The sequence below is a fragment of the Pseudomonas sp. S2_E02 genome, assembly GCF_054668355.1.
In genome coordinates this window covers 1,094,774-1,116,538 of sequence record NZ_CP162761.1, presented here as the reverse complement: position 1 = coordinate 1,116,538, position 21,765 = coordinate 1,094,774, and the positions used below count along the sequence as shown (strand labels likewise).

Below are 21,765 nucleotides of genomic sequence, written 5' to 3'. Positions count from 1 at the left end.
ATTGGTTTTCTTCTGATTGTTTGTGATGAGGTGTTCATGAGTCAGGCGTTTCTCCCCTTCTCTCGCCCGAGTATCGGCGATGAAGAAATTGCAGCCGTTGAGCAAGTATTGCGTTCCGGCTGGATCACCACCGGACCGAAAAATCAGGCACTCGAAGAACAATTCGCGCAATACGTTGGCTGTCGCCACGCGGTGGCACTTTCGTCCGCCACCGGCGGCATGCACATTACCTTGCTGGCGCTGGGCATTGGCCCGGGTGACGAAGTCATCACCCCGTCGCAGACCTGGGTCTCGACCGCCAACATGATTTCCCTGCTCGGCGCCACGCCGGTGTTCGTCGACGTTGATCGCGACACCTTGATGACCGATGCCGCACGCATCGAAGCCGCCATCACCCCACGCACCAAAGCAATCATTCCGGTGCATTACGCCGGCGCCGCATTTGATCTTGATCCGCTGTATGCGCTGGCCGACAAACACGGCATCGCCGTTATCGAAGACGCCGCCCACGCTGCCGGCACCCGTTACAAGGGGCGCCACGTCGGCTCGCAAGGCACGGCGATTTTCTCCTTCCACGCGATCAAGAACATGACCTGTGCCGAAGGCGCGATGTTCGTCACCGACAACGAAGCCCTGGCCAGCCGTGTGCGCATGCTCAAGTTCCATGGTCTGGGTGTCGACGCCTACGATCGCCTGACCGGTGGCCGCAAGCCGCAGGCGCAAGTGATGGAGCCGGGTTTCAAATACAACCTCGCCGACATCAATGCGGCGATTGCCCTGGTGCAACTGGAGCGTCTCGACGCGATCAACGCGCGCCGCACTGAACTGGCCGCCGCCTACCGGCAAAAACTCGAAGGCCTGCCGGTGCAACCACTGGCTTTGCCCGCCTACGCACAAACCCACGCCTGGCACCTGTTCATCCTGCGCATCGACAGCGAGCGCTGCGGCATGGACCGCGAAGCCTTCATGAAAGGCTTGCAGGACCAGGGCATCGGTACCGGTATCCATTTCATCGCCACTCACCTGCACACCTGGTATCGCCAGCGTGACCCCGATCTGTATCTGCCCAACACCGAATGGAACTCGGCGCGGCTGTGCTCGATTCCGTTGTTTCCCGACATGAGCGATCAAGACCTTGATCGCGTGGTCGGTGCCATCGCCACTCTTATGGACAAACGCCCGTGAAACCTTATCCGATCCGCTGTGTGTCGATCGTTATCCCGGTCTACAACGAACAGGACAGCCTGCCGGAACTGCTGCGCCGTACTGAAGCCGCCTGCCAGATGCTGCGTCACGACTTTGAAATCGTCCTCGTCGACGACGGCAGCCGTGACGAGTCCGCCAACCTTCTGGAAGAAGCCGCGACCCGTGAAGACAGCCCGTTCGTGGCGGTCATCCTCAACCGTAACTACGGCCAGCACGCAGCAATCATGGCCGGTTTCGAACAATGCAAAGGTGATGTCGTGATCACCCTCGACGCCGACCTGCAGAACCCGCCGGAAGAAATCCCGCGCTTGGTCGCCGAAGCGGAAAAGGGTTACGACGTGGTCGGCACCGTGCGCGGCAACCGCCAGGATTCGGCCCTGCGCCGCTATCCGTCGAAGCTGATCAACCTCGCCGTGCAACGCTCCACCGGCGTCGCCATGAGCGACTACGGCTGCATGCTCCGCGCTTACCGCCGGACGATCATCGACGCAATGCTCGCCTGCCGTGAACGCAGCACCTTCATCCCGATTCTGGCCAACAGCTTCGCCCGCCACACCACCGAAATCGTCGTGGCCCACGCCGAACGTGAGCACGGCGATTCGAAGTACAGCCCGATGCGTCTGATCAACCTGATGTTCGACCTGGTCACCTGCATGACCACCACGCCGTTGCGCCTGCTGAGCATCGTCGGTTTCACCATGGCCGGGCTTGGATTGCTGTTTGCTTTTGCGTTGATCGTCATGCGTCTGGCCTTCGGTTCCGGCTGGGCCGGTGACGGCATGTTCGTGCTGTTCGCCGTGCTCTTCGTGTTCACCGGTGGCCAGTTCATCGGCATGGGCCTGCTCGGCGAATACCTGGGACGCATGTACAGCGACGTGCGCGCCCGCCCGCGTTTCTTCATTGAAAAAGTCTTGCGCAGCCACGCCGCCGAGCCGGCGCCTGCAGTCACCGTTGATGGTCTCTCCACTACTACTTCTACTACCGGTCAGGTTCTCTCATGAGTGCAAAAACTGTTGTCTTCGCTTACCACGATATTGGCTGTGCCGGCATTCAAGCCCTGCTCGACAGCGGCTACGACATCGCGGCGGTGTTCACTCACGCCGATGACCCGAAAGAGAACGCGTTCTACGGATCGGTTGCGCAACTGTGCGCCAACAAAGGCATCCCGGTGCATGCGCCGGAAGACGTCAACCACCCGTTGTGGATCGAGCGGATTGCCAAGCTCGCCCCTGAGTACATCTTCTCGTTCTACTACCGCAACCTGCTGAGCGAGTCGTTGCTGGCCGTGGCCAAAAAAGGTGCGTTCAACCTGCACGGTTCGCTGCTGCCAAGCTACCGTGGCCGCGCCCCAGCCAACTGGGTACTGGTCAACGGTGAAAGCGAAACCGGCGTCACTTTGCACCGCATGGTCAAGCGTGCCGATGCCGGCGCCATCGTTGCTCAGCAACGTGTCGCCATCGAACGCAGCGATACCGCGTTGAGCCTGCACGGCAAATTGCGCGCTGCGGCCAGCGATCTGTTGCGTGACACCCTGCCAGCCATGCTGCAAGGCAAGATCAGCGAAACCCCGCAGGACGAATCGAAAGCCAGCGTATTCGGGCGTCGCACCGCTGCGGACGGCAAACTGGTCTGGGCGAAACCGGCCGAGCAACTGTTCAACCTGGTGCGGGCGGTGACCCAACCGTATCCGGGCGCGTTCTGCGCGGTCGGCGAACACAAACTCATCGTCTGGAGCGCCGAAGTCGTCAAAGGCAACGACGGTCAGGCGCCGGGCCGGGTGATCAGTGTCGACCCGCTGCGCATTGCCTGTGGCGAAGACTCGCTGGTGATCCTCTCCGGCCAGCGCAACGACAACGGCCTGTTCCTCAGTGGCCCACAACTGGCCAACGAACTCGGCCTGGTCGACGGCTCGCTGTTGCGCGGTGCCGAATCCGGCCGTGCGCCACGTCGCACGCGCGTGCTGATCCTCGGCGTCAACGGTTTTATCGGCAATCACTTGTCCGAGCGCCTGCTGCGCGATGACCGCTATGAAGTCTATGGTCTGGATATCGGTTCCGACGCCATCGACCGTCTGCGCAGCCATCCGCACTTCCACTACGTCGAAGGCGACATCAGCATTCACTCCGAGTGGATCGAGTACCACATCAAGAAGTGCGACGTGGTCCTGCCGCTGGTGGCCATCGCCACGCCGATCGAATACACCCGCAACCCGCTGCGTGTGTTCGAACTCGACTTCGAAGAAAACCTGAAACTGGTGCGCTACTGCGTCAAGTACAACAAGCGCGTGATCTTCCCGTCGACCTCGGAAGTCTATGGCATGTGCCAGGACAAACACTTCGATGAAGACACTTCCAACCTGGTGGTCGGCCCGATCAACAAGCAGCGCTGGATCTACTCCGTGTCCAAGCAACTGCTGGACCGGGTGATCTGGGCCTACGGCGCCAAGGGCTTGAATTTCACCCTGTTCCGCCCGTTCAACTGGATGGGCCCGCGCCTTGACCGTCTGGATTCGGCCCGCATCGGCAGCTCCCGCGCCATCACCCAGTTGATCCTCAACCTGGTCGAAGGCACGCCGATTCGCCTGTTCGACGGTGGCGAGCAGAAACGCTGCTTCACCGACATCGCTGACGGCGTCGAGGCACTCGCGCGGATCATCGATAACGACAACGACGTCTGCAACGGCCAGATCATCAACATCGGCAACCCGGACAACGAAGCCAGCATCCGTCAGTTAGGCGAAGAGCTACTGCGTCAGTTCGAAGCGCACCCGCTGCGTGACAACTTCCCGCCGTTCGCCGGTTTCCGCGACGTGGAAAGCAAGGCGTTCTACGGTGCCGGTTACCAGGATGTTGAGCACCGTAAACCCAGCATTGCCAACGCCAAGCGTCTGCTCGACTGGACACCGACCGTGGAAATGCGCGAGACCATCGGCAATACGCTCGATTTCTTCTTGCGCGAGGCCATGCTCGAAATCGCGGACAAGAAGTAATGCAGGCAGGACTTCGTATCGACGTCGACACCTACCGCGGCACCCGTGAAGGTGTGCCGCGGCTGCTGGAAATGCTCGACGAGGCGCAGATCAAGGCAACGTTCTTCTTCAGTGTCGGCCCGGACAACATGGGCCGGCATCTGTGGCGCCTGATCCGCCCGCAGTTTCTCTGGAAAATGCTCCGCTCCAATGCTGCCGGCCTGTACGGCTGGGACATTCTGCTCGCCGGCACCGCGTGGCCGGGCAAGCCGATCGGCCGCGATCTCGGGCACCTGATGCGTCAGGCCCGCGACGCCGGTCATGAAGTGGGCCTGCATGCGTGGGATCACCACGGCTGGCAGGCCAATGCCGGGCGCTGGAGCAATGCGCAACTGATCGAGCAGATCCGTCAGGGCGTCGACACTTTGAGCGACATTCTCGGCGAGAAAGTCGAGTGCTCGGCCGCCGCCGGTTGGCGTGCGGACGAACGCGTGATCGAGGCCAAGCAAGCCTTCGGCTTTCGCTACAACAGCGATTGTCGTGGGCAACACCTGTTTCGCCCTTTGCTGGCGGACGGTACGCCGGGCACCCCGCAGATTCCGGTGGACCTGCCGACCTTCGACGAAGTCGTCGGCCCGATCGTCGCGGCGCGGGATTTCAACGGTTTCATCCTTGATCACTTTCGCCCGCAACAACTCAACGTCTACACCATTCACGCCGAAGTAGAAGGGATTCTGATGGCTGAGGATTTTCGTCAATTGTTGGCCGATGCGCGCCAACGCAACATCGACTTCAAACCACTGGGCGACTTGCTGCCCGAGTTCTTCAACACCTTGCCCGTGGGTCGCGTGCAACGCGGCGCCCTCGACGGCCGTGAAGGCTGGCTGGGAGTGCAAGGCGCATGATTAAACGCTGGACGCTGCCACTGCTGTTGCTGGGTATTTGCTTGCTGGCCTATCTGCTGCCGCTAGGCACGCACGGTTTGTGGATTCCTGATGAGACCCGTTACGCACAGATCAGCCAGGACATGCTGCTCAGTGGCAACTGGGTGTCGCCGCACTTCATGAGCCTGCGTTATTTCGAGAAGCCGATTGCCGGTTACTGGATGATCGCGCTGGGTCAGGAGTTGTTCGGGCAGAACCTGTTCGGCGTGCGCTTTGCGTCGGCGCTCAGCACCGGGTTGAGCGTGCTGCTGTGCTATCTGGTCGCTCGGCGCTTGTGGAACGAGCCGCGCAAAAGCTTCGTCTGCGCCCTGCTCTACATGAGTTTCACTATCGTCGCCGGTCAGGCCGGTTACGCCAACCTCGATCCGCAATTCACCTTCTGGGTCAATCTGAGTCTGGTGGCGCTGTGGTTTGCCCTCGACAGTCAAACCGGCGGCAAGCGCATGGCAGCCTGGGCGGTAATGGGGCTGGCCTGTGGCATGGGTTTCATGACCAAAGGCTTTCTCGCCTGGCTGCTGCCGGTGCTGATCGCCCTGCCGTGGATGCTCTGGCAAAAACGCTGGCGTGAACTGCTGATGTTCGGCCCGGTGGCGATTGCCGTGGCGATCCTCGTCAGCCTGCCGTGGGTGCTCGCAGTGCATGCGCAGGAGCCGGACTACTGGCGGTTCTTCTTCTGGCACGAGCACATCCGCCGCTTTGCCGGTGACGATGCGCAACACGATGCGCCCTGGTGGTTCTACCTGCCACTGCTGGTGGCGTTCAGTCTGCCGTGGGTGGGGCTGCTGCCGACCGCGTTCAAACAAGCCTGGCAAAGCCGTGCTCAGCCGAAAGTGGTCTTTGTGCTGCTCTGGCTGGCGATGCCGCTGGGGTTTTTCAGCCTGGCCAACGGCAAACTGCCGACCTACATCCTGCCGTGCCTGCTGCCGATAGCGTTGTTGCTGGGCAATGCGCTCGCCGACCGTTTGCGCCTGGAGCAAGGACGTGCGCTGAGCATCAATGGCCTGCTCAATCTGGCGCTGGGCATTGTGTTGCTGATCGCGCTGGTTTATCTGCAACTGACCAAACCGGTTTACGACCACGAACTGCACAGCATGGTGCTGGTGTTTATCGCACTGATCGGCTGGATCATCGCCAACCTGCTGCAAGCCTTTCTGCCGCTGCAATGCTGGGCAGCACCGGCACTCGGCAGCCTGTTGCTGATTGCGGTGTTGCCGGCGGCGCTGCCGAAATCGGTGGTCGCCAACAAGATGCCGGATCAGTTCATCAAGCATCACGTCACGGAACTGGCGCAGACCACCCACTTGCTGAGCAACGATCTGGGGGCTGCTTCGGCGCTGGCCTGGCGCCTGAAAACGCCGCAAGTGGCGTTGTACAACACGATAGGCGAACTGAAATATGGCCTTGCCTATCCTGACGGCATTCAACAGCGGGTTGACACCAAAGACGTGCAACAGTGGATGCGTGAGGCGCGCCGCAGCGGTTCGGTCGGCGTGGTGATGCGCGTCAAGGGGCAGGACGAACTGGACGAAATCGACAAGTTGCCCAAGGACGGCCTCCGTTACGAACAGGGCAACCTGGTGATCATGATCCTGCCCAAGGAAGCGTCATGAGCCTGTTGCTGCTGTTGGCCGCGTGCCTGCTGACCTGCCTCGGCCAGGTGGCGCAGAAGTACGCCGTGGAGAGCTGGCGCGGCGTCGAGTCGGGCTGGGCCGAAAAGCTGCGTACGCCGTGGTTGTGGTTGGCCCTGCTCGCCCTCGGCTCAGGTCTGTTGGTCTGGTTGCTGGTGTTGCAGCGTCTGGAAGTCGGCATCGCCTACCCGATGCTCAGCCTCAACTTCGTGCTGATCACCCTGATTGCGCGCTTCGTCTTCCGTGAACCCATCGACCGCCAGCATTGGCTTGGCGTGGCGTTGGTGATCGGCGGCGTGGTTTTGCTGGGGCAACAGTCATGAATCAACGTCGCGGCATCACCTTCGCGCTGGGCAGCGTGTTCCTCGTCAGCGCTGCGCAACTGGGCATGCGCTGGAGCATGACCCGCCTGCCCGTGCCGGAACAATGGCTGCACATCGACAGCCTCGATTGGCGAGCGCTGGCCGTGGTCATTGCGGCGGTTTTTGCCTACGCCCTATCGATGCTTTGCTGGCTCGCCGCCCTGCGCGATCTGCCGCTGGGCCGGGCTTACTCGCTGCTGAGCATCAGCTATGCGCTGGTGTATCTGCTGGCGGCCAGTCTGCCGCTGTTCAACGAATCCTTCAGTTTCACTAAATCACTCGGCGTGGCGCTGGTCATGCTCGGGGTCATCACCATCAACACTCGTCCGGCTCGTGCGCCCGAATTCAGGAGTGCTCCATGAAAATCACAGTATTTGGCAGCGGTTACGTCGGTCTGGTGCAAGCGGCTGTGTTGGCCGAGGTCGGCCATGATGTCGTGTGCATGGACGTCGACCAGAAGAAGGTCGACCTGTTGCGCCAGGGTCATGTCAGCATTTTTGAGCCTGGGCTGGCCAGCCTGGTGCGCGAAGGTCTCGACTCGAAACGCCTGCAATTCACCACTGATGAGCAACTTGCCGTGCAGCACGGTCGAGTCGCGTTTATCGCCGTGGGTACGCCGTCGCGTGAGGATGGCTCGGCGGATCTGCGCTACGTGCTGTCGGTGGGTGACGCGATTGCCCGCCATCGTGAGCAGCCGCTGATTCTGGTGGAAAAATCCACGGTACCGGTGGGCACCGGCGACACCTTGCGCAAGCACATCGAAAAAGCCTTGATCAAAACCGGCCGCCTGCTGCAATTCGATATCGTTTCCAACCCGGAATTCCTCAAGGAAGGCTCGGCCGTTGCTGACTGCCGCCGCCCGGACCGTATCGTCATCGGCTGCGAAGGCGATGAAGTGCGCGATGTGATGCGCGATCTGTACTCGCCATTCAACCGCAACCATGACCGCATCATGTTCATGGACCTGCGCAGCGCCGAGCTGACCAAATACGCCGCCAACTGCATGCTGGCGACCAAGATCAGTTTCATCAACCAGATCGCCGAACTCGCCGAGCACCTGGGCGCCGACATTGAATCGGTGCGCCAGGGCATCGGCGCCGACACGCGCATCGGTTACCACTTTATCTATCCGGGCTGCGGTTATGGCGGCTCGTGCTTCCCCAAAGACATGCGCGCGTTGATCCACAGCGCCGAAGAAGCGCACTGCTCCAGCGATTTGCTGCAAGCGGTCGAGGCGATCAACCAGCGGCAGAAACACAAGTTGTTCGAGCGCATCAACGCGTTCTACAAGGGTGACCTGCGCGGCAAGACTTTCGCCCTGTGGGGCCTGGCGTTCAAACCCAACACCGATGACATGCGCGATGCGCCAAGCCGTGTCCTGCTCGAAGAACTGTGGGCCGCCGGTGCCAGCGTGCGCGCCTTCGACCCGGAAGCCATGCAGGAAACCCAGAACCTTTATCCGGACGAGTCGAAGCTGATGCTAATGGGCACGCCGGAATCGGTACTGCCCGGCGCCGACGCACTGATCATCTGCACCGAATGGCAGCAGTTCAAGGCGCCGGATTTCGATCTGATCAAACAGCGCCTCAACAGTCCGGTGATCTTCGACGGCCGTAACCTCTACGACGCCGAGCGTCTGGCACGTAACGGTTTCCATTACTTCCCGATGGGCCGTGGCGAATCGCGTAAGTTGCCGATCCCGCTGCAACAATGGCCACACGCGTCCGACGTCGCTTGATCAGCTTATCGCCTGAGATTCGCCGGCAGTCCCTGATCGCAGGGCTGCTGGCGTTTTTAGTGTTCATGGCCGGGGTCTACGGGCAGGCCCCGATCGGTTTCGATTCGCGGTTCGTGTTGTTCGCGCAAGAAATGCTGCGCCATGGGCCGACGGTGTTTCCGACCACCTATGGTCAACCGTATGCGGATTATTCAGCGGTTTCGACGCTGTTCATCTGGCTGCTGTCGCTGCCGTTCGGCACTGTGAACGCGTTTACGGCGTGGGCGCCAAGTGCCGTCGCCGGTGCGCTGATCGTGACGCTGATGTATCGACTGCTGGCGCCGTACTCGCGGTGTTGGGCGTTGATCAGTATTGCGTTGCTGATGCTCACCAGCGGTTTCGTCACTGAAGTGCGCGCGGTGTCGCAGGACTTGATGCTCGCGGCGGTGGCCTTCGCGGTGTTCTATCTGGGTTATGCCCATGAGCATTTTGCCGGCAGGCGTCACTGGCCGTTGATCTTCGCGTTGCTGCTGCTCGGCTTCGGCATTCGCGGGCCGATTGGGCTGGTGGTGCCGACCGGCATGCTGTGCAGCTATTACCTGCTCAACCGTGAGTGGTCGCGACTGCTGGTGTTCGGCGTACTGGCTTCGCTGCTGCTCGCAGCCTGTGTCGGCCTGCTGTTGTGGCTGGCGAAACTCAGCGGTGGCCCGGTCTTCTTGCAGGACGTGATCCGCATGCAGTTCATGGGGCGCATGGACGGCAGCGAAGGCGTCAGCGGTTCGCTGTATTACTTCACCAGTTCGTTCGGCAACTACGCGCTGGCCTATCCGCTGGCATTGCTGGTACTGGTGGCGGCCTGGCTGAGCAAGCCGCAGCAACGTGGCCCGGCGCTGCGTCTGGTGCAGTACTGCGCGGCGGCGGGACTGATTGTGATGGTCGGCCTGTCGATTCCTCAAGCGAAGAAAGCGCGGTATCTGCTGCCGATGCTGCCGATGGCGGCGATCATTGCGGCGTATCCGTTTCAGGTTGCGCATGGGCGAGTGTTCCGCTATTTGCGCGGCTTGATCATGGGCTTGTGGCTGGTCACGCCGGGCTTGCTGCTGGTGGTTTTGCTGGTCGCTCAACGGCGCTTTCCCGAGCAATTGAGTGACGTGTCTTGGGTGTTGATCGCGCTGGGCCTGCTGCAACTCTTGGCGTTGTCGCGATTGTTGCTCCCACGTTGGCGTGTCGAGGTATTGGCGTTGTCCGCGGTGTTGGCGTTGTGGACGGTGTACGCGGCAGTGTTCGAGCCGGTGGAGCGGCGTTTGTACGACACCCAGGCATTCAGTCACGCGGTGTTTGCCCAGGTTCAACAAAACCCGGCGCCGCTGGTGCTGCACGGCATGGGCAAGGATGCGAAAGCGATCAAGTTCATGGTCAATATCGAGCAGGATCTGCAACCGCAGTTCAGCGACTCGATCCAGCAACTGGAGGCGCTCAAAGGTCCGGCGTGGCTGATGATGGATCGCAGTGATCTGCCATCTCTCAAGGGCACGCCGCTGGAAAGCGCGCAGCCGGTGTTGAACGGGCGTTTTGATAAAAACGACTATGTATTGCTGTGGCTGAAACCGTAACCTGTCGACCTCTTGATCGGTAGGATTCGCCTCAATATGACCTTCGACGTACGCCGCGCCAGCCCTGCTGACGCGGTTGCCCTCCCCGCGATCGAGCGTTCGGCCGCGCAATTGTTTCGTCTTGAACCGCCGTTGGCGTGGCTGGCTAATGCCGAGGTGCCCGATGCTGGCCAACATCTGCAGGCCATCGAACAGGCGTACGTGTGGGTTGCTGAAAATAGCGATGGGCAACTGACTGGATTTGTTCGTGCTGTAGACATTGATCAGCACATGCACATTGAGGAGCTATCCGTCAGTCAGGCTTTTCAAGGACAAGGCATGGGTCGCGCACTGGTTGCGGCAGTCATTGAACAAGCGCGCGTGATGCAGTTGAACTCAGTGACGCTGACCACCTTCCGCGATCTGCCGTGGAATGCACCGTTTTATCAACGGATGGGATTTGTCGAGTTGACGCCTGCACACACCGACCGCCATTTGCGCGATGCGCTGCAAGCCGAAGTCCTCTTCGGCTTTCCCGCAGAGCGCCGCTGCGCGATGCGCCTGCCCCTGATTTGAAAGCAATGAAGGTCCTTGTGGGAGCGAGCCTGCTCGCGAAGGCGGAGTGTCAGTCAACATTGATGTATCTGACCCGACGCATTCGCGAGCAGGCTCGCTCCCACAGGGATGGTGTTATGGCAGCTTGACCTGTGGTGACTGGCCGGTAAGGATGACGTACGCCCGCCAGGCATTTGAAATAAGGACATTGACCCTTCGTGGCTACCTACTCGCGCCTCATCCGCCGGTTGATGATCAGTTCGCTGACCGTCGTCATCAGCCGCGCTCTGATCAGCCCGCTACTGACGCTGTTCCTCAGCAACAAGCTCGACCTCAATCCGCAAGACGTCGGCCTGCTGCTGGGGATCGCGGTGTTCAGCGCCACGTTGTTGTCGCTCTATGGCGGCTACATCATTGATCGGCTGGACAAGCGCCAGTTGCTGATCCTGACCATGCTTTCCAGCGGTATCGGTCTGATCCTGCTGACCTTCGCGCAGAATCTGTACCTGGTCACCCTGGTGCTGATCATCAGCGAAACCGCGTCGGCGCTGTTCCTGATCTGCTCCAAAGCCATCCTCAGTGAAAACCTGCCAGTGGGCCAGCGAGTCAAGGCGTTTTCCCTGAACTACACGCTGACCAACATCGGTTACGCCGTCGGCCCGATGATCGGCGTGGTGATTGCCGGCGTTCAGCCGTCAGCGCCGTTTATCGTCGCGGGCGCGATTGCCATCGGGAGCATCTTTCTGCTGCTCGGTGCCACGCGTGAAGTGAACCCGGTCTCGGCAATCGCTGCGCCCCCCAGCTTTCTGAAAACCCTGATCATCCTGAAGAACGACCGCACGATGATCCTGTTTACCCTGGGCTGCCTGCTCAGCACGCTGGTGCACGGGCGTTTCACCCTGTACCTGTCGCAATACCTGCTGGTCACCCACACCCAGCAACAGACGCTGGATACCATGGCCGCCCTCCTTGCCTGCAACGCGATCACAGTGATTGTGTTGCAGTACCAGATCGGCCGATTACTCACCCGCGAGCACCTGCGCCACTGGATTGCCGGCGGCACCGCGTTGTTCATCGTCGGGCTGATCGGCTTCAGTCTGGCTGACAGCCTGGTCGGCTGGTGCGTGGCGATGTTCATCTTCACCTTGGGCGAGATGATCATTTACCCGGCCGACTTTCTGTTTGTCGACACCCTCGCCCCGGAAGAATTGCGCGGTAGCTATTACGGCGCGCAGAACCTGGCCGCGCTTGGCGGTGCGTTCAGTCCGGTCATGTGCGGGTTTCTGCTGATGCACACACCGGCACCGAGCATGTTCTATGCCTTGAGCGCACTGGCGGCTGTGGGCGGCTATTTGTGTTTCGTCAGTGGCCGTCGCGCCGCTTCAATTCAAAATTAATGCACTAAATCTGCATTAATATGAATTTGTCAGCATCGAGTTTGCCCGGCACACTGTGCGCGTTCCTCCCCCAATGTTGGAACACTTCGAGGGCTTTCCGGATATGCCGGACAAGTCCTTTTTTTGCCTCGAATTTGCTGCAAGGATCGGATTCACATGCTCGCTCGCTGGTTGCCCGCCGCCATCAACACCCGTCCCACCGAATGGAGCCGCGCCGCCATCGGCATGGCGTTGGGCACGTTGTTCAGTGTGTGGTTGTGCGCGCAGGTATTCGGCCATGAGGTCGCCTATCACCTGATCGGCCCGCTGGGCGCATCGGCGGTGTTGCTGTTCGCCGTGTCCTCCGGCGCCCTCGCCCAGCCGTGGTCGATTGTCGGTGGCTATTTATGTGCTGGCGTGGTCGCGTTGCTGGTGGCGCATGTGCTTGGCCGAACCCTTGGCAGCGCCTGTCTGGCGGCGGGTGTGGCGCTGATCCTGATGTGCTGGCTGCGTTGCCTGCATCCGCCCGCTGGCGCGTTGGCCCTGACGCTGGTGCTGGCCGATCCGGCGACCATCGCCATGGACTGGAAAGCCATGGAGCCGGTGATGCTCGGCGCGGCGTGCATGCTGCTCAGCGCGCTTGCCTATAACAACCTGACACGGATCCGTTACCCGAAACGCCCGGCAGAACCGGCTCCGGTGCATGGGCCGGTCGACAGTCAGGCGATCACCGCCGAAGACCTGAAACTTGCCTTGGCCGAGATGGAAGCGTTTATCGACGTCACCCCCGAAGACCTCGAACAACTGATCCACGCCAGCGAACTGCACGCCAAACGGCGCAGCATTACCGAAACATTCCGCTGACCCCGGGTAGGCGCTGCCGCAGGCTGCTCCTACACAGGAACGCGGCGATTCGGGTGATGTAAAAACGCAAACTCCCCCTGCGAATATCCCGGTTGTACAGGGCAAATTTGCACTGTTACGATCGGCTAACGCTCGCGCGCGAGCTTCTCGAATAAAGACAATAAAAGCAGGGAGTTACTGATGACAGCTCAGGCTTCATCCCCGCGGACCCCGTCCATGGATGCCACGCAAAACGAAGTGCTGGCCGAGGTTCGCAATCATATCGGTCACCTGACCCTCAACCGCCCCGCCGGTCTCAATGCCATTACCCTCGACATGGTGCGCTTGCTGCAACAGCAGCTCGACGCCTGGGCGACTGACGCCGATGTTCACGCCGTGGTCCTGCGCGGTGCCGGTGAAAAAGCCTTCTGTGCCGGTGGCGACATTCGGTCCCTTTACGACAGTTTCAAAAGCGGCGACACGCTGCACGAAGATTTCTTCGTCGAGGAATACGCCCTCGACCTGACGATTCATCACTACCGCAAACCGGTATTGGCGCTGATGGACGGTTTCGTTCTCGGCGGCGGCATGGGCCTGGTGCAAGGCGCCGATCTGCGTGTGGTCACCGAGAAGAGCCGTCTGGCCATGCCAGAAGTGGCCATCGGTTATTTCCCCGATGTCGGTGGCAGTTATTTCCTGCCGCGCATTCCCGGTGAGCTGGGCATCTATCTGGGGGTCAGCGGCGTGCAGATCCGTGCCGCCGACGCGCTGTATTGCGGCTTGGCCGACTGGTATCTGGACAGCAGCAAACTGGCGCTGCTCGACGAAAGACTCGATCAGATGGAATGGCAGGACACACCGCTCAAGGCCCTGCAAAACCTGCTCGCCAAGCACGCGGTGCAAACCTTGCCCGATGCGCCACTTGAGGCTTTGCGCCCGGCCATCGACCATTTTTTCGCCCTGCCGGACGTACCGAGCATGATCGAGCAGTTACGCGCAGTGACGGTTGCCAACAGCCACGAATGGGCGACCACAACGGCTGACCTGCTGGAAACCCGCTCGCCGTTGGCCATGGCGGTGACCCTGGAGATGCTGCGTCGCGGCCGGCACTTGAGCCTGGAACAGTGCTTCGCGCTGGAGCTGCATCTGGATCGCCAGTGGTTCGCCCGCGGCGACCTGATCGAAGGCGTCCGCGCCCTGCTGATCGATAAAGACAAGACACCTCGCTGGAACCCGCCGACCCTCGCTGCGCTGGACGCAGAGCATGTCGCGAGTTTCTTCCACGGGTTTGCTGAGAGCGGGAGCTGAGCCATGCACGATCTCGAACTGACTGAAGAACAAGTGATGATCCGCGACATGGCCCGGGACTTTGCCCGTGGCGAAATCGCGCCCCATGCGCAGGCGTGGGAAAAGGCTGGCTGGATCGATGACGCGCTCGTCGCGAAGATGGGTGAACTCGGTTTGCTCGGCATGGTGGTGCCCGAAGAATGGGGTGGCACCTACGTCGATTACGTCGCCTATGCCTTGGCCGTGGAAGAGATCTCTGCCGGTGACGGCGCAACCGGCGCCTTCATGAGTATCCATAACTCGGTGGGCTGCGGTCCGGTGCTCAATTACGGCAGCGAAGCACAGAAGCAAACGTGGCTGGCGGATCTGGCCAGCGGGCAAACCATCGGCTGCTTCTGCCTGACCGAACCGCAGGCCGGTTCCGAGGCGCACAACCTGCGCACCCGCGCCGAGCTGCGTGACGGCCAGTGGGTGATCAACGGCGCCAAGCAATTTGTCAGTAACGGCAAACGGGCGAAACTGGCAATCGTCTTTGCCGTGACCGATCCGGATCTGGGCAAGAAAGGTATTTCGGCGTTTCTGGTGCCGACCGATACAGCGGGGTTTATCGTTGATCGCACCGAGCACAAAATGGGCATTCGCGCCTCCGACACCTGCGCGGTGACGTTGAACAACTGCAGCATTCCCGAGGCCAATCTGCTCGGTGAACGCGGTAAAGGTCTGGCGATCGCCCTGTCCAACCTTGAAGGTGGTCGCATCGGCATCGCTGCGCAAGCATTGGGCATCGCCCGTGCTGCGTTTGAAGCGGCGCTGGTGTATTCGCGCGATCGCATCCAGTTCGGCAAACCGATCAACGAGCACCAGAGCATCGCCAATCTGTTGGCCGACATGCACATGCAAATCAACGCGGCACGCCTGATGATCCTGCATGCGGCGCGACTGCGCACGGCGGGCAAACCGTGTTTGTCGCAGGCGTCACAGGCCAAACTGTTTGCGTCGGAAATGGCCGAGAAGGTCTGTTCGTCAGCGATTCAGATTCATGGCGGGTATGGGTATCTGGAGGATTATCCGGTCGAGAAGTATTACCGCGATGCGCGGATTACCCAGATCTATGAAGGGTCGAGCGAGATTCAGCGGATGGTGATTGCGCGGGAGCTGAAGAACTATCAGTTGTAACGGTGTTGGCCCCTTTCCCTCACCCCAGCCCTCCCGAAACGTCGGACCGCCCAGAGGGAGAGGGAGCCGACCGAGGTGTCTGGCGCTATGCATCGACCTGAAATACCGAGTCGATTATCGATTGGATAAACCAGGTCGATCAGGGATTCAGTAAGTTCTTTCAGGTCGGCGTACCTCCCAAACATCCCCCAATCAGTCTCCTCTCCCAGAGGCAGAGAGAGCTGACCGAGGTGTCTGGCGTCATGCATCGACCTGGAAGATTGAGTCGATTAAGGATTCGCTAAAGCTCTTCCAGGTCGGCGTAAATCTGAAATATCCCCCAATCAGTCCCCTCTCCCTCCGGGAGAGGGTTAGGGTGAGGGGCTTTTCGCTTTAGACGCATTACTTGCCTTTGAACTCAGCCTCACGCTTGGCAATAAACGCCGCCATCCCTTCCTTCTGATCCTGCGTCGCGAACGCGGCATGGAACACCCGGCGCTCAAAGCGCACGCCCTCAGTCAGATTGACCTCAAAGGCTCGGTTGACACTTTCCTTGACCATCATCGCAATCGGCAACGACTTGCTGGCAATCACCGCAGCAACCTTCAACGCTTCATCCAACAACTCATCGCTCGGCACGATCCGCGCAACGATGCCGCAACGCTCGGCCTCCACCGCATCGATCATGCGTCCGCTCAGGCACATTTCCATGGCTTTCGCCTTGCCGACGGCGCGGGTCAGGCGCTGGGTGCCACCCATGCCGGGCAACACGCCGAGGTTGATTTCCGGCTGACCGAATCTGGCGTTGTCACCGGCCAGAATGAAGTCGCACATCAACGCCAGTTCACAACCACCGCCAAGGGCGAAGCCGTTGACGGCGGCAATGATCGGCTTGCGCCGGTTGGCCACGCGATCGCTGTCGCTGAACAGATCGTCCATGTAGATCTGCGGGTAGGTCAGCTCGGCCATTTCCTTGATGTCGGCACCGGCGGCAAAGGCCTTTTTCGAACCGGTGAGAACGATGCAGCCAATGTTCGAATCGGCTTCCAGCGCATCCAGGGCCTGGTTCACTTCGCTGACCAGTTGCGCATTCAGCGCATTCAACGCCTGCGGACGGTTGAGGGTGATCAGGCCAACGCGGCCATGGGTTTCCAGCAGAATGGTTTCGTACGTCATGAATCAAAATTCCTTCTTAAAGATTGCGCGAAATAACCATGCGCTGAATATCGCTGGTGCCTTCGTAGATCTGGCACACGCGGACGTCGCGGTAGATGCGCTCCAGCGGGAAGTCGTTGAGGTAACCGTAACCGCCGAGTGTTTGCAACGCCATTGAGCAGACCTTCTCGGCCATCTCCGAGGCGAACAGTTTGGCCATCGACGCCTCGACCAGTGCCGGTTGCCCACTGTCACGCAGGGCCGCCGCGTAATGCACCATCTGCCGGGCGACGGCGATCTGCGTGGCCATGTCGGCGAGGCGGAAAGCTACGGCCTGATGTTCGATGATCGGCTTGCCGAAGGTGTCGCGTTCACGGGCGTAATCACGCGCCGCTTCAAACGCCGCGCGGGCCATGCCCACCGCTTGCGAAGCGATGCCGACGCGACCGCCTTCAAGGTTGGCCAGAGCAATCTTGTAGCCCTCGCCCTCTTCACCCAGGCGGTTGGCCACCGGCACTTTCACATCTTCAAAGAGGATCTGGCAGGTATCGGAGGCGTGTTGGCCGAGCTTGTCTTCGACGCGAGCGACTTTATAGCCCGGTGAATCGGTCGGCACGATAAACGCGCTGATACCGCGTTTGCCGGCACTCGGATCGGTCACCGCAAACACAATCACGATCCCGGCGTTTTGCCCGGAGGTGATGAACTGTTTGCAACCGTTCAGCACGTAGTGATCGCCGTCCAGCCGTGCACGGGTTTTCAGGCTGCTGGCGTCGGAACCGGCCTGTGGTTCGGTCAATGCAAAGGCACCGAGCATGGCGCCGCTGGCCAACGGTTTGAGGAAGCGTTCACGCTGATCGTCATTGCCGAACTTGAGGATCGGCACGCAGCCGACCGAGTTGTGCACGCTCATGATCGTCGAACAGGCGCCGTCGCCGGCGGCGATTTCTTCCAGAGCCATGGCGTACGCCAGGTAACCGGTGTCGCAACCGCCCCACTGCTCCGGCACGAGCATGCCGAAGAAGCCCAGTTCGGCCATCTGGCCGATGGCTTCCTTGGGGAAACGGTGCTCGCGATCCCACTCGGCGGCGAACGGCTTCAAGCGTTCCTCGGCAAATTGCCGGGCCATATCACGGATCTGGGTTTGGTCTTCGTTGGGAATCATGGTGAATCCTTAAATCCTGGTTACCACACAGAACCCCTGTGGGAGCGAGCTTGCTCGCGAATGCGGTGTGTCATTCAACTCCAATGCTGGCTGACAGGACGCCTTCGCGAGCAAGCTCGCTCCCACATGGGCTATTTTAGCGATCAATACACGCATTCCACAGCCATGGCCGTGGCTTCGCCGCCGCCGATGCAGATCGCCGCGATGCCGCGTTTCTGCTTTCTCTGGCGTAGCGCCGAGAGCAACGTCACCAGAATCCGCGCACCCGAAGCACCGATCGGATGACCCAGCGCACAGGCGCCACCATGCACATTCAACTTGTCATGGGGGATTTCCAGGTGCGTCATCGCCGCCATGCCAACCACGGCAAACGCTTCGTTGACTTCGAACAGATCGACATCACCCAGCGACCAACCGGTTTTCTTGATCAGCTTCTTGATCGCCCCAATCGGCGCCACCGGGAACAGACCCGGGGTGTCGGCGAACGCAGCGTGGCCATGGATCACCGCCAACGGTTTCAGGCCGAGGTTCTGCGCCTGCGACTGACGCATCAGCACCAGTGCCGCCGCGCCGTCAGAGATCGAACTGGAGTTCGCCGCCGTCACCGTGCCGCCTTCGCGGAACGCCGGTTTCAGCGAGGCAATCTTGTCCAGTTTGGCTTTCGGTGGCTGCTCGTCGTGGCTGATCAGCACCTGTTCTTTGCCGACGGTCACGGTCAGCGGAACGATTTCATCCTTGAAGCTGCCGTCCTTGATCGCGTGCTGCGCGCGGGTGGTCGAGGCGATAGCAAAGGCGTCCTGCGCTTCACGACTGAAGTGGTTGGTCTCGGCGCAATCCTCGGCGAAGGAGCCCATCAGGCGCCCCTTGTCGTAGGCGTCTTCGAGACCGTCGAGGAACATCGAGTCGAGCACGCGGCCATGGCCCATGCGATAACCGGCGCGAGCACGATCCAGCAGATACGGCGAGTTGGACATGCTTTCCATGCCACCGGCGATCACCACATCAGCGCTGCCAGCTATAAGCATGTCATGGGCGAGAATGGTGGTTTCCATGCCCGAACCGCACATCTTGTTGACCGTGGTGCAGCGGGTCGATTTATCCAGCCCGGCGCCCAGTGCCGCTTGACGTGCAGGCGCCTGACCGAGGCCCGCAGGCAGTACGCAACCGAACAGCACTTCATCGACCGCGTCGCTGGCAACACCGGCACGTTCAACCGCAGCCTTGATCGCAGCAGCACCGAGTTGCGGCGCGGTGAGGCTTTTCAGTTCGCCCTGAAAGCCGCCCATCGGCGTGCGCACGGCGCTGACGATGACAATCGGATCGTTGGAAATAGTCATGACAAATCCTCCTTACTTGGCGGCCATGCGCAAGGCACCGTCGAGACGGATCACCTCGCCGTTGAGCATGCTGTTTTCGATGATATGCCGAACCAGCGCGGCGTACTCGGCAGGCTTGCCCAGACGCGGCGGGAACGGTACGCCGGCGGCCAGCGAATCGCGGACTTCCGGGGTCATGCCGGCCATCATCGGCGTTTCGAAAATGCCCGGGGCGATGGTCATCACGCGGATGCCGAAGCGCGCCAGCTCACGGGCGGCCGGCAGGGTCAGGCTGGCGATCGCGCCTTTCGAAGCGGAATACGCCGCTTGGCCGATCTGGCCGTCGAACGCTGCGACCGAGGCGGTGTTGATGATCACGCCGCGTTCGCCGTCGGCATTGGCCTCGGCTTCGGCGATGGCCGCAGCGGCCAGGCGCAACATATTGAAGCTGCCGATCAGGTTGACGTTGATCACTTGGGCGAAACTGCTCAGTGCATGTGGGCCGTTCTTGCCGAGGATCTTCTCGCCACGGACGATACCGGCGCAGTTGACCAGACCGTTGAGGCTGCCAAAGGCTTTGACGGTAGCCTGCACGGCAGCTTCAGCGGCGGCTTCGTTGCTGATATCGGCAACGACGCTTTGCGCGCCCAAACGCTGCGCCTGTGCGGCGACAGCTTCGGCATTCATGTCCACCAGCATCACTTTGGCGCCGGTACTGATCAGCAATTCAGCGGTGGCGGCACCCAGGCCGGACGCGCCGCCGGTGACGATAAAAACCTTGTTTTCGATCTGCATGACTGGACTTCCTGATTCAAGCTGAAACGTTATGCGCCGCAGCCTCTTGAGCCTTGGCGATTTCCTGGTTGCGCAAGATAAAGCGCTGCAATTTGCCACTTGGGGTCTTGGGCAATTCGCTGACAAATTCGATTTCACGCGGGTATGAGTGTGCGGCCAGACGTTTGCGTACGTGTTGGCGCAATTCTTCGGCCAGCTCCGGCGCGGCGCGGTATTGCGCACTCAGCACGACGAAGGCTTTGACCAGTTCGGTGCGCTCCGGGTCCGGCTTGCCGACGACGGCCGCTTCGACCACCGCCGGGTGCTCAATCAGCGCACTTTCGACATCGAACGGGCCTACGCGGTAGCCCGATGTGGTGATTACGTCATCGCTGCGGCCGACAAAACTGATGCTGCCGTCCGGGTTCCATTCCACGGTGTCGCCGCTGAGGTAGTAATCGCCGACGAAAGCCTTGGTCGGCGCGCCTTCGTAACCGCCGAACCAGCACATCGGCGATTGCGGTCGGTCGATGGCGAGAATGCCCGGCTGGCCGACACCAAGTTCGTTGTACTGATCGTCGAGCACCACGATGCGATGACCCGGTGAGGCGAAACCGGCGGCACCAACGTGCACCGCGTGATCAAGGCCGTGGTGGTTGCACAGGACCATGCCCAGTTCGGTCTGGCCGTAATGGTCGTGGATGACCACGCCGAGGTTGTCGGCGAACCAGCGGATGACTTCCGGGTTCAGCGGCTCACCGGCGCTGCTGACGATGCGCAACTTGCCCTTGATCGACTTGGCGAATTCGTCGCCACCGGCGATCAGCAAGCGATAAGCGGTGGGCGAACCGGTGAGGTTGGTGATGCCGTACTTGTTGATCACCCGGCAAGTGCTTTCGAGGGTGAACGGCCCATCGTAGAAAGTGATCGGATGGCCCATCGACAATGGCCCGGTGACGCCGAAATAGATGCCGTAGGCCCAACCCGGATCGGCGACGTTCCAGAAGGCGTCTTCGGGACGCAGGTCTACCGCATCGCGGGTGTAACTCTGGAACGCGACGATGGCTTTGAGCGGTACCGACAGCGCTTTCGAAGGGCCGGTGGTGCCGGAGGTGAACATCAGCAGGAACGGGTCTTCGCCGGTCAACAGGACCGGTTCGCAGACATTGGAATAATTGGCCAACTCGGCCCAGAAGCTGAAGTCGCCACGGACGATGCCCTGGCCTTTGGCGCCGCCTACGGTCACGAGGGTCGGGCAGTCAGCGACTTCGGCGAGTTTCGGCCGGTTGACCGCATCGGTGACCACGACTTTGGCGCCGGAGCTGTTCAGGCGATGTTCGAGGGCTTTGGGGCCGAACGCGGTGAACAGCGGTTGATACACCGCGCCGATGCGCCAGGTGGCGAGCACGGTGATGAGCAATTCGATGTTGCGCGGCAGCAGGCCGGCGACCTTGTCGCCCTTCTGCACGCCCTGAGCGAGGAGGAAGTTGGCGAAACGCGCGGCTTTGTCCTGCAGGTCGCTGAAGGTGTACGTCGCACTGGCGCCGTCGCGGCCTTCCCAGAACAGCGCAATGCGCCCGGGCAAGGCATGACGGTCGCAACATTCGACGCAGGCGTTGAGCGCCGCAAGCGTACCGCTGAGCGCGGCATCCACGGTGTGCTGATAGTTGAACTGTTCAGTGGCAGACAAGTAATCGCGCATTGCCAGAATCCCTCTGTTTT

19 protein-coding genes are annotated in these 21,765 nt (G+C 60.8%); 14 read left to right on the top strand and 5 right to left on the bottom strand.

All coding sequences use genetic code 11. From position 1 onward, the window contains the following. Positions 1–36: 36 nt before the first annotated feature. The 14 genes from arnB to AB4O01_RS04890 all read left to right on the top strand — a co-directional run bounded on the left by arnB (position 37) and on the right by AB4O01_RS04890 (position 15,654). Positions 37–1,185 carry a UDP-4-amino-4-deoxy-L-arabinose aminotransferase gene (arnB, locus tag AB4O01_RS04955; RefSeq protein WP_320336807.1) on the top strand — a complete coding sequence of 383 codons (1,149 nt, stop codon included), beginning with the start codon at positions 37–39 and terminating at the stop codon, positions 1,183–1,185. After that, positions 1,182–2,207: an undecaprenyl-phosphate 4-deoxy-4-formamido-L-arabinose transferase gene (arnC, locus tag AB4O01_RS04950; protein WP_099759112.1), complete on the top strand. Its 1,026-nt coding sequence runs from the start codon at positions 1,182–1,184 to the stop codon at positions 2,205–2,207. Before arnB ends, arnC begins: the two co-directional genes overlap by 4 nt. Continuing rightward, on the top strand, positions 2,204–4,195 hold the full coding sequence (arnA, locus tag AB4O01_RS04945) for a bifunctional UDP-4-amino-4-deoxy-L-arabinose formyltransferase/UDP-glucuronic acid oxidase ArnA (RefSeq protein ID WP_414925983.1): 1,992 nt from the start codon (positions 2,204–2,206) through the stop codon (positions 4,193–4,195). Before arnC ends, arnA begins: the two co-directional genes overlap by 4 nt. Next, the gene (arnD, locus tag AB4O01_RS04940) at positions 4,195–5,079 is read left to right on the top strand and encodes a 4-deoxy-4-formamido-L-arabinose-phosphoundecaprenol deformylase (protein ID WP_099759110.1); all 885 of its coding nucleotides are present in this window, start codon (positions 4,195–4,197) and stop codon (positions 5,077–5,079) included. The genes arnA and arnD overlap by 1 nt, the downstream gene beginning before the upstream one ends. Then, positions 5,076–6,728, top strand: a complete 1,653-nt coding sequence (arnT, locus tag AB4O01_RS04935) for a lipid IV(A) 4-amino-4-deoxy-L-arabinosyltransferase (RefSeq protein ID WP_257355100.1) — start codon at positions 5,076–5,078, stop codon at positions 6,726–6,728. The genes arnD and arnT overlap by 4 nt, the downstream gene beginning before the upstream one ends. Further along, a complete protein-coding gene (gene arnE / locus AB4O01_RS04930) occupies positions 6,725–7,069 on the top strand; it encodes a 4-amino-4-deoxy-L-arabinose-phosphoundecaprenol flippase subunit ArnE (protein ID WP_460090855.1) in 345 nt (114 codons plus the stop codon). The genes arnT and arnE overlap by 4 nt, the downstream gene beginning before the upstream one ends. After that, positions 7,066–7,470 carry a 4-amino-4-deoxy-L-arabinose-phosphoundecaprenol flippase subunit ArnF gene (gene arnF, locus AB4O01_RS04925; RefSeq protein WP_016986767.1) on the top strand — a complete coding sequence of 135 codons (405 nt, stop codon included), beginning with the start codon at positions 7,066–7,068 and terminating at the stop codon, positions 7,468–7,470. The genes arnE and arnF overlap by 4 nt, the downstream gene beginning before the upstream one ends. Continuing rightward, entirely contained in the window at positions 7,467–8,846 is a 1,380-nt protein-coding gene (locus AB4O01_RS04920; RefSeq protein ID WP_034153972.1) for a UDP-glucose dehydrogenase family protein, read from the top strand. The genes arnF and AB4O01_RS04920 overlap by 4 nt, the downstream gene beginning before the upstream one ends. Further along, on the top strand, positions 8,819–10,438 hold the full coding sequence (locus AB4O01_RS04915) for an ArnT family glycosyltransferase (protein WP_460090852.1): 1,620 nt from the start codon (positions 8,819–8,821) through the stop codon (positions 10,436–10,438). Before AB4O01_RS04920 ends, AB4O01_RS04915 begins: the two co-directional genes overlap by 28 nt. Before the next feature lie 36 nt (positions 10,439–10,474). Beyond that, the gene (locus AB4O01_RS04910) at positions 10,475–10,993 is read left to right on the top strand and encodes a GNAT family N-acetyltransferase (protein WP_460090851.1); all 519 of its coding nucleotides are present in this window, start codon (positions 10,475–10,477) and stop codon (positions 10,991–10,993) included. Between the two features lie 197 nt (positions 10,994–11,190). Further along, positions 11,191–12,369 (top strand): MFS transporter, encoded by a 1,179-nt coding sequence (locus tag AB4O01_RS04905; protein ID WP_093432712.1) that lies wholly within the window; start codon positions 11,191–11,193, stop codon positions 12,367–12,369. 156 nt (positions 12,370–12,525) lie between these two features. Next, on the top strand, positions 12,526–13,212 hold the full coding sequence (locus tag AB4O01_RS04900; protein ID WP_460090850.1) for an HPP family protein: 687 nt from the start codon (positions 12,526–12,528) through the stop codon (positions 13,210–13,212). Positions 13,213–13,392: 180 nt separating this feature from the next. Beyond that, complete coding sequence (locus AB4O01_RS04895; RefSeq protein ID WP_460090849.1) at positions 13,393–14,499, top strand: enoyl-CoA hydratase/isomerase family protein; 1,107 nt, start codon at positions 13,393–13,395, stop codon at positions 14,497–14,499. Positions 14,500–14,502: 3 nt separating this feature from the next. Further along, entirely contained in the window at positions 14,503–15,654 is a 1,152-nt protein-coding gene (locus AB4O01_RS04890; RefSeq protein WP_093432721.1) for an acyl-CoA dehydrogenase family protein, read from the top strand. Between the two features lie 381 nt (positions 15,655–16,035). On the opposite strand, the gene AB4O01_RS04885 is transcribed toward AB4O01_RS04890, so the two are convergent. The 5 genes from AB4O01_RS04885 to AB4O01_RS04865 form a co-directional block, all read right to left on the bottom strand. Continuing rightward, positions 16,036–16,809 carry an enoyl-CoA hydratase gene (locus tag AB4O01_RS04885; protein WP_460090846.1) on the bottom strand — a complete coding sequence of 258 codons (774 nt, stop codon included), beginning with the start codon at positions 16,807–16,809 and terminating at the stop codon, positions 16,036–16,038. Positions 16,810–16,825: 16 nt separating this feature from the next. Next, the gene (locus AB4O01_RS04880; protein WP_460090845.1) at positions 16,826–17,953 is read right to left on the bottom strand and encodes an acyl-CoA dehydrogenase; all 1,128 of its coding nucleotides are present in this window, start codon (positions 17,951–17,953) and stop codon (positions 16,826–16,828) included. Between the two features lie 143 nt (positions 17,954–18,096). After that, positions 18,097–19,290 carry an acetyl-CoA C-acyltransferase gene (locus tag AB4O01_RS04875; protein ID WP_460090844.1) on the bottom strand — a complete coding sequence of 398 codons (1,194 nt, stop codon included), beginning with the start codon at positions 19,288–19,290 and terminating at the stop codon, positions 18,097–18,099. 12 nt (positions 19,291–19,302) lie between these two features. Next, on the bottom strand, positions 19,303–20,064 hold the full coding sequence (locus tag AB4O01_RS04870) for an SDR family NAD(P)-dependent oxidoreductase (protein WP_460090842.1): 762 nt from the start codon (positions 20,062–20,064) through the stop codon (positions 19,303–19,305). Positions 20,065–20,080: 16 nt separating this feature from the next. Continuing rightward, complete coding sequence (locus AB4O01_RS04865) at positions 20,081–21,745, bottom strand: AMP-binding protein (RefSeq protein WP_460090840.1); 1,665 nt, start codon at positions 21,743–21,745, stop codon at positions 20,081–20,083. Positions 21,746–21,765 lie beyond the last annotated feature (20 nt).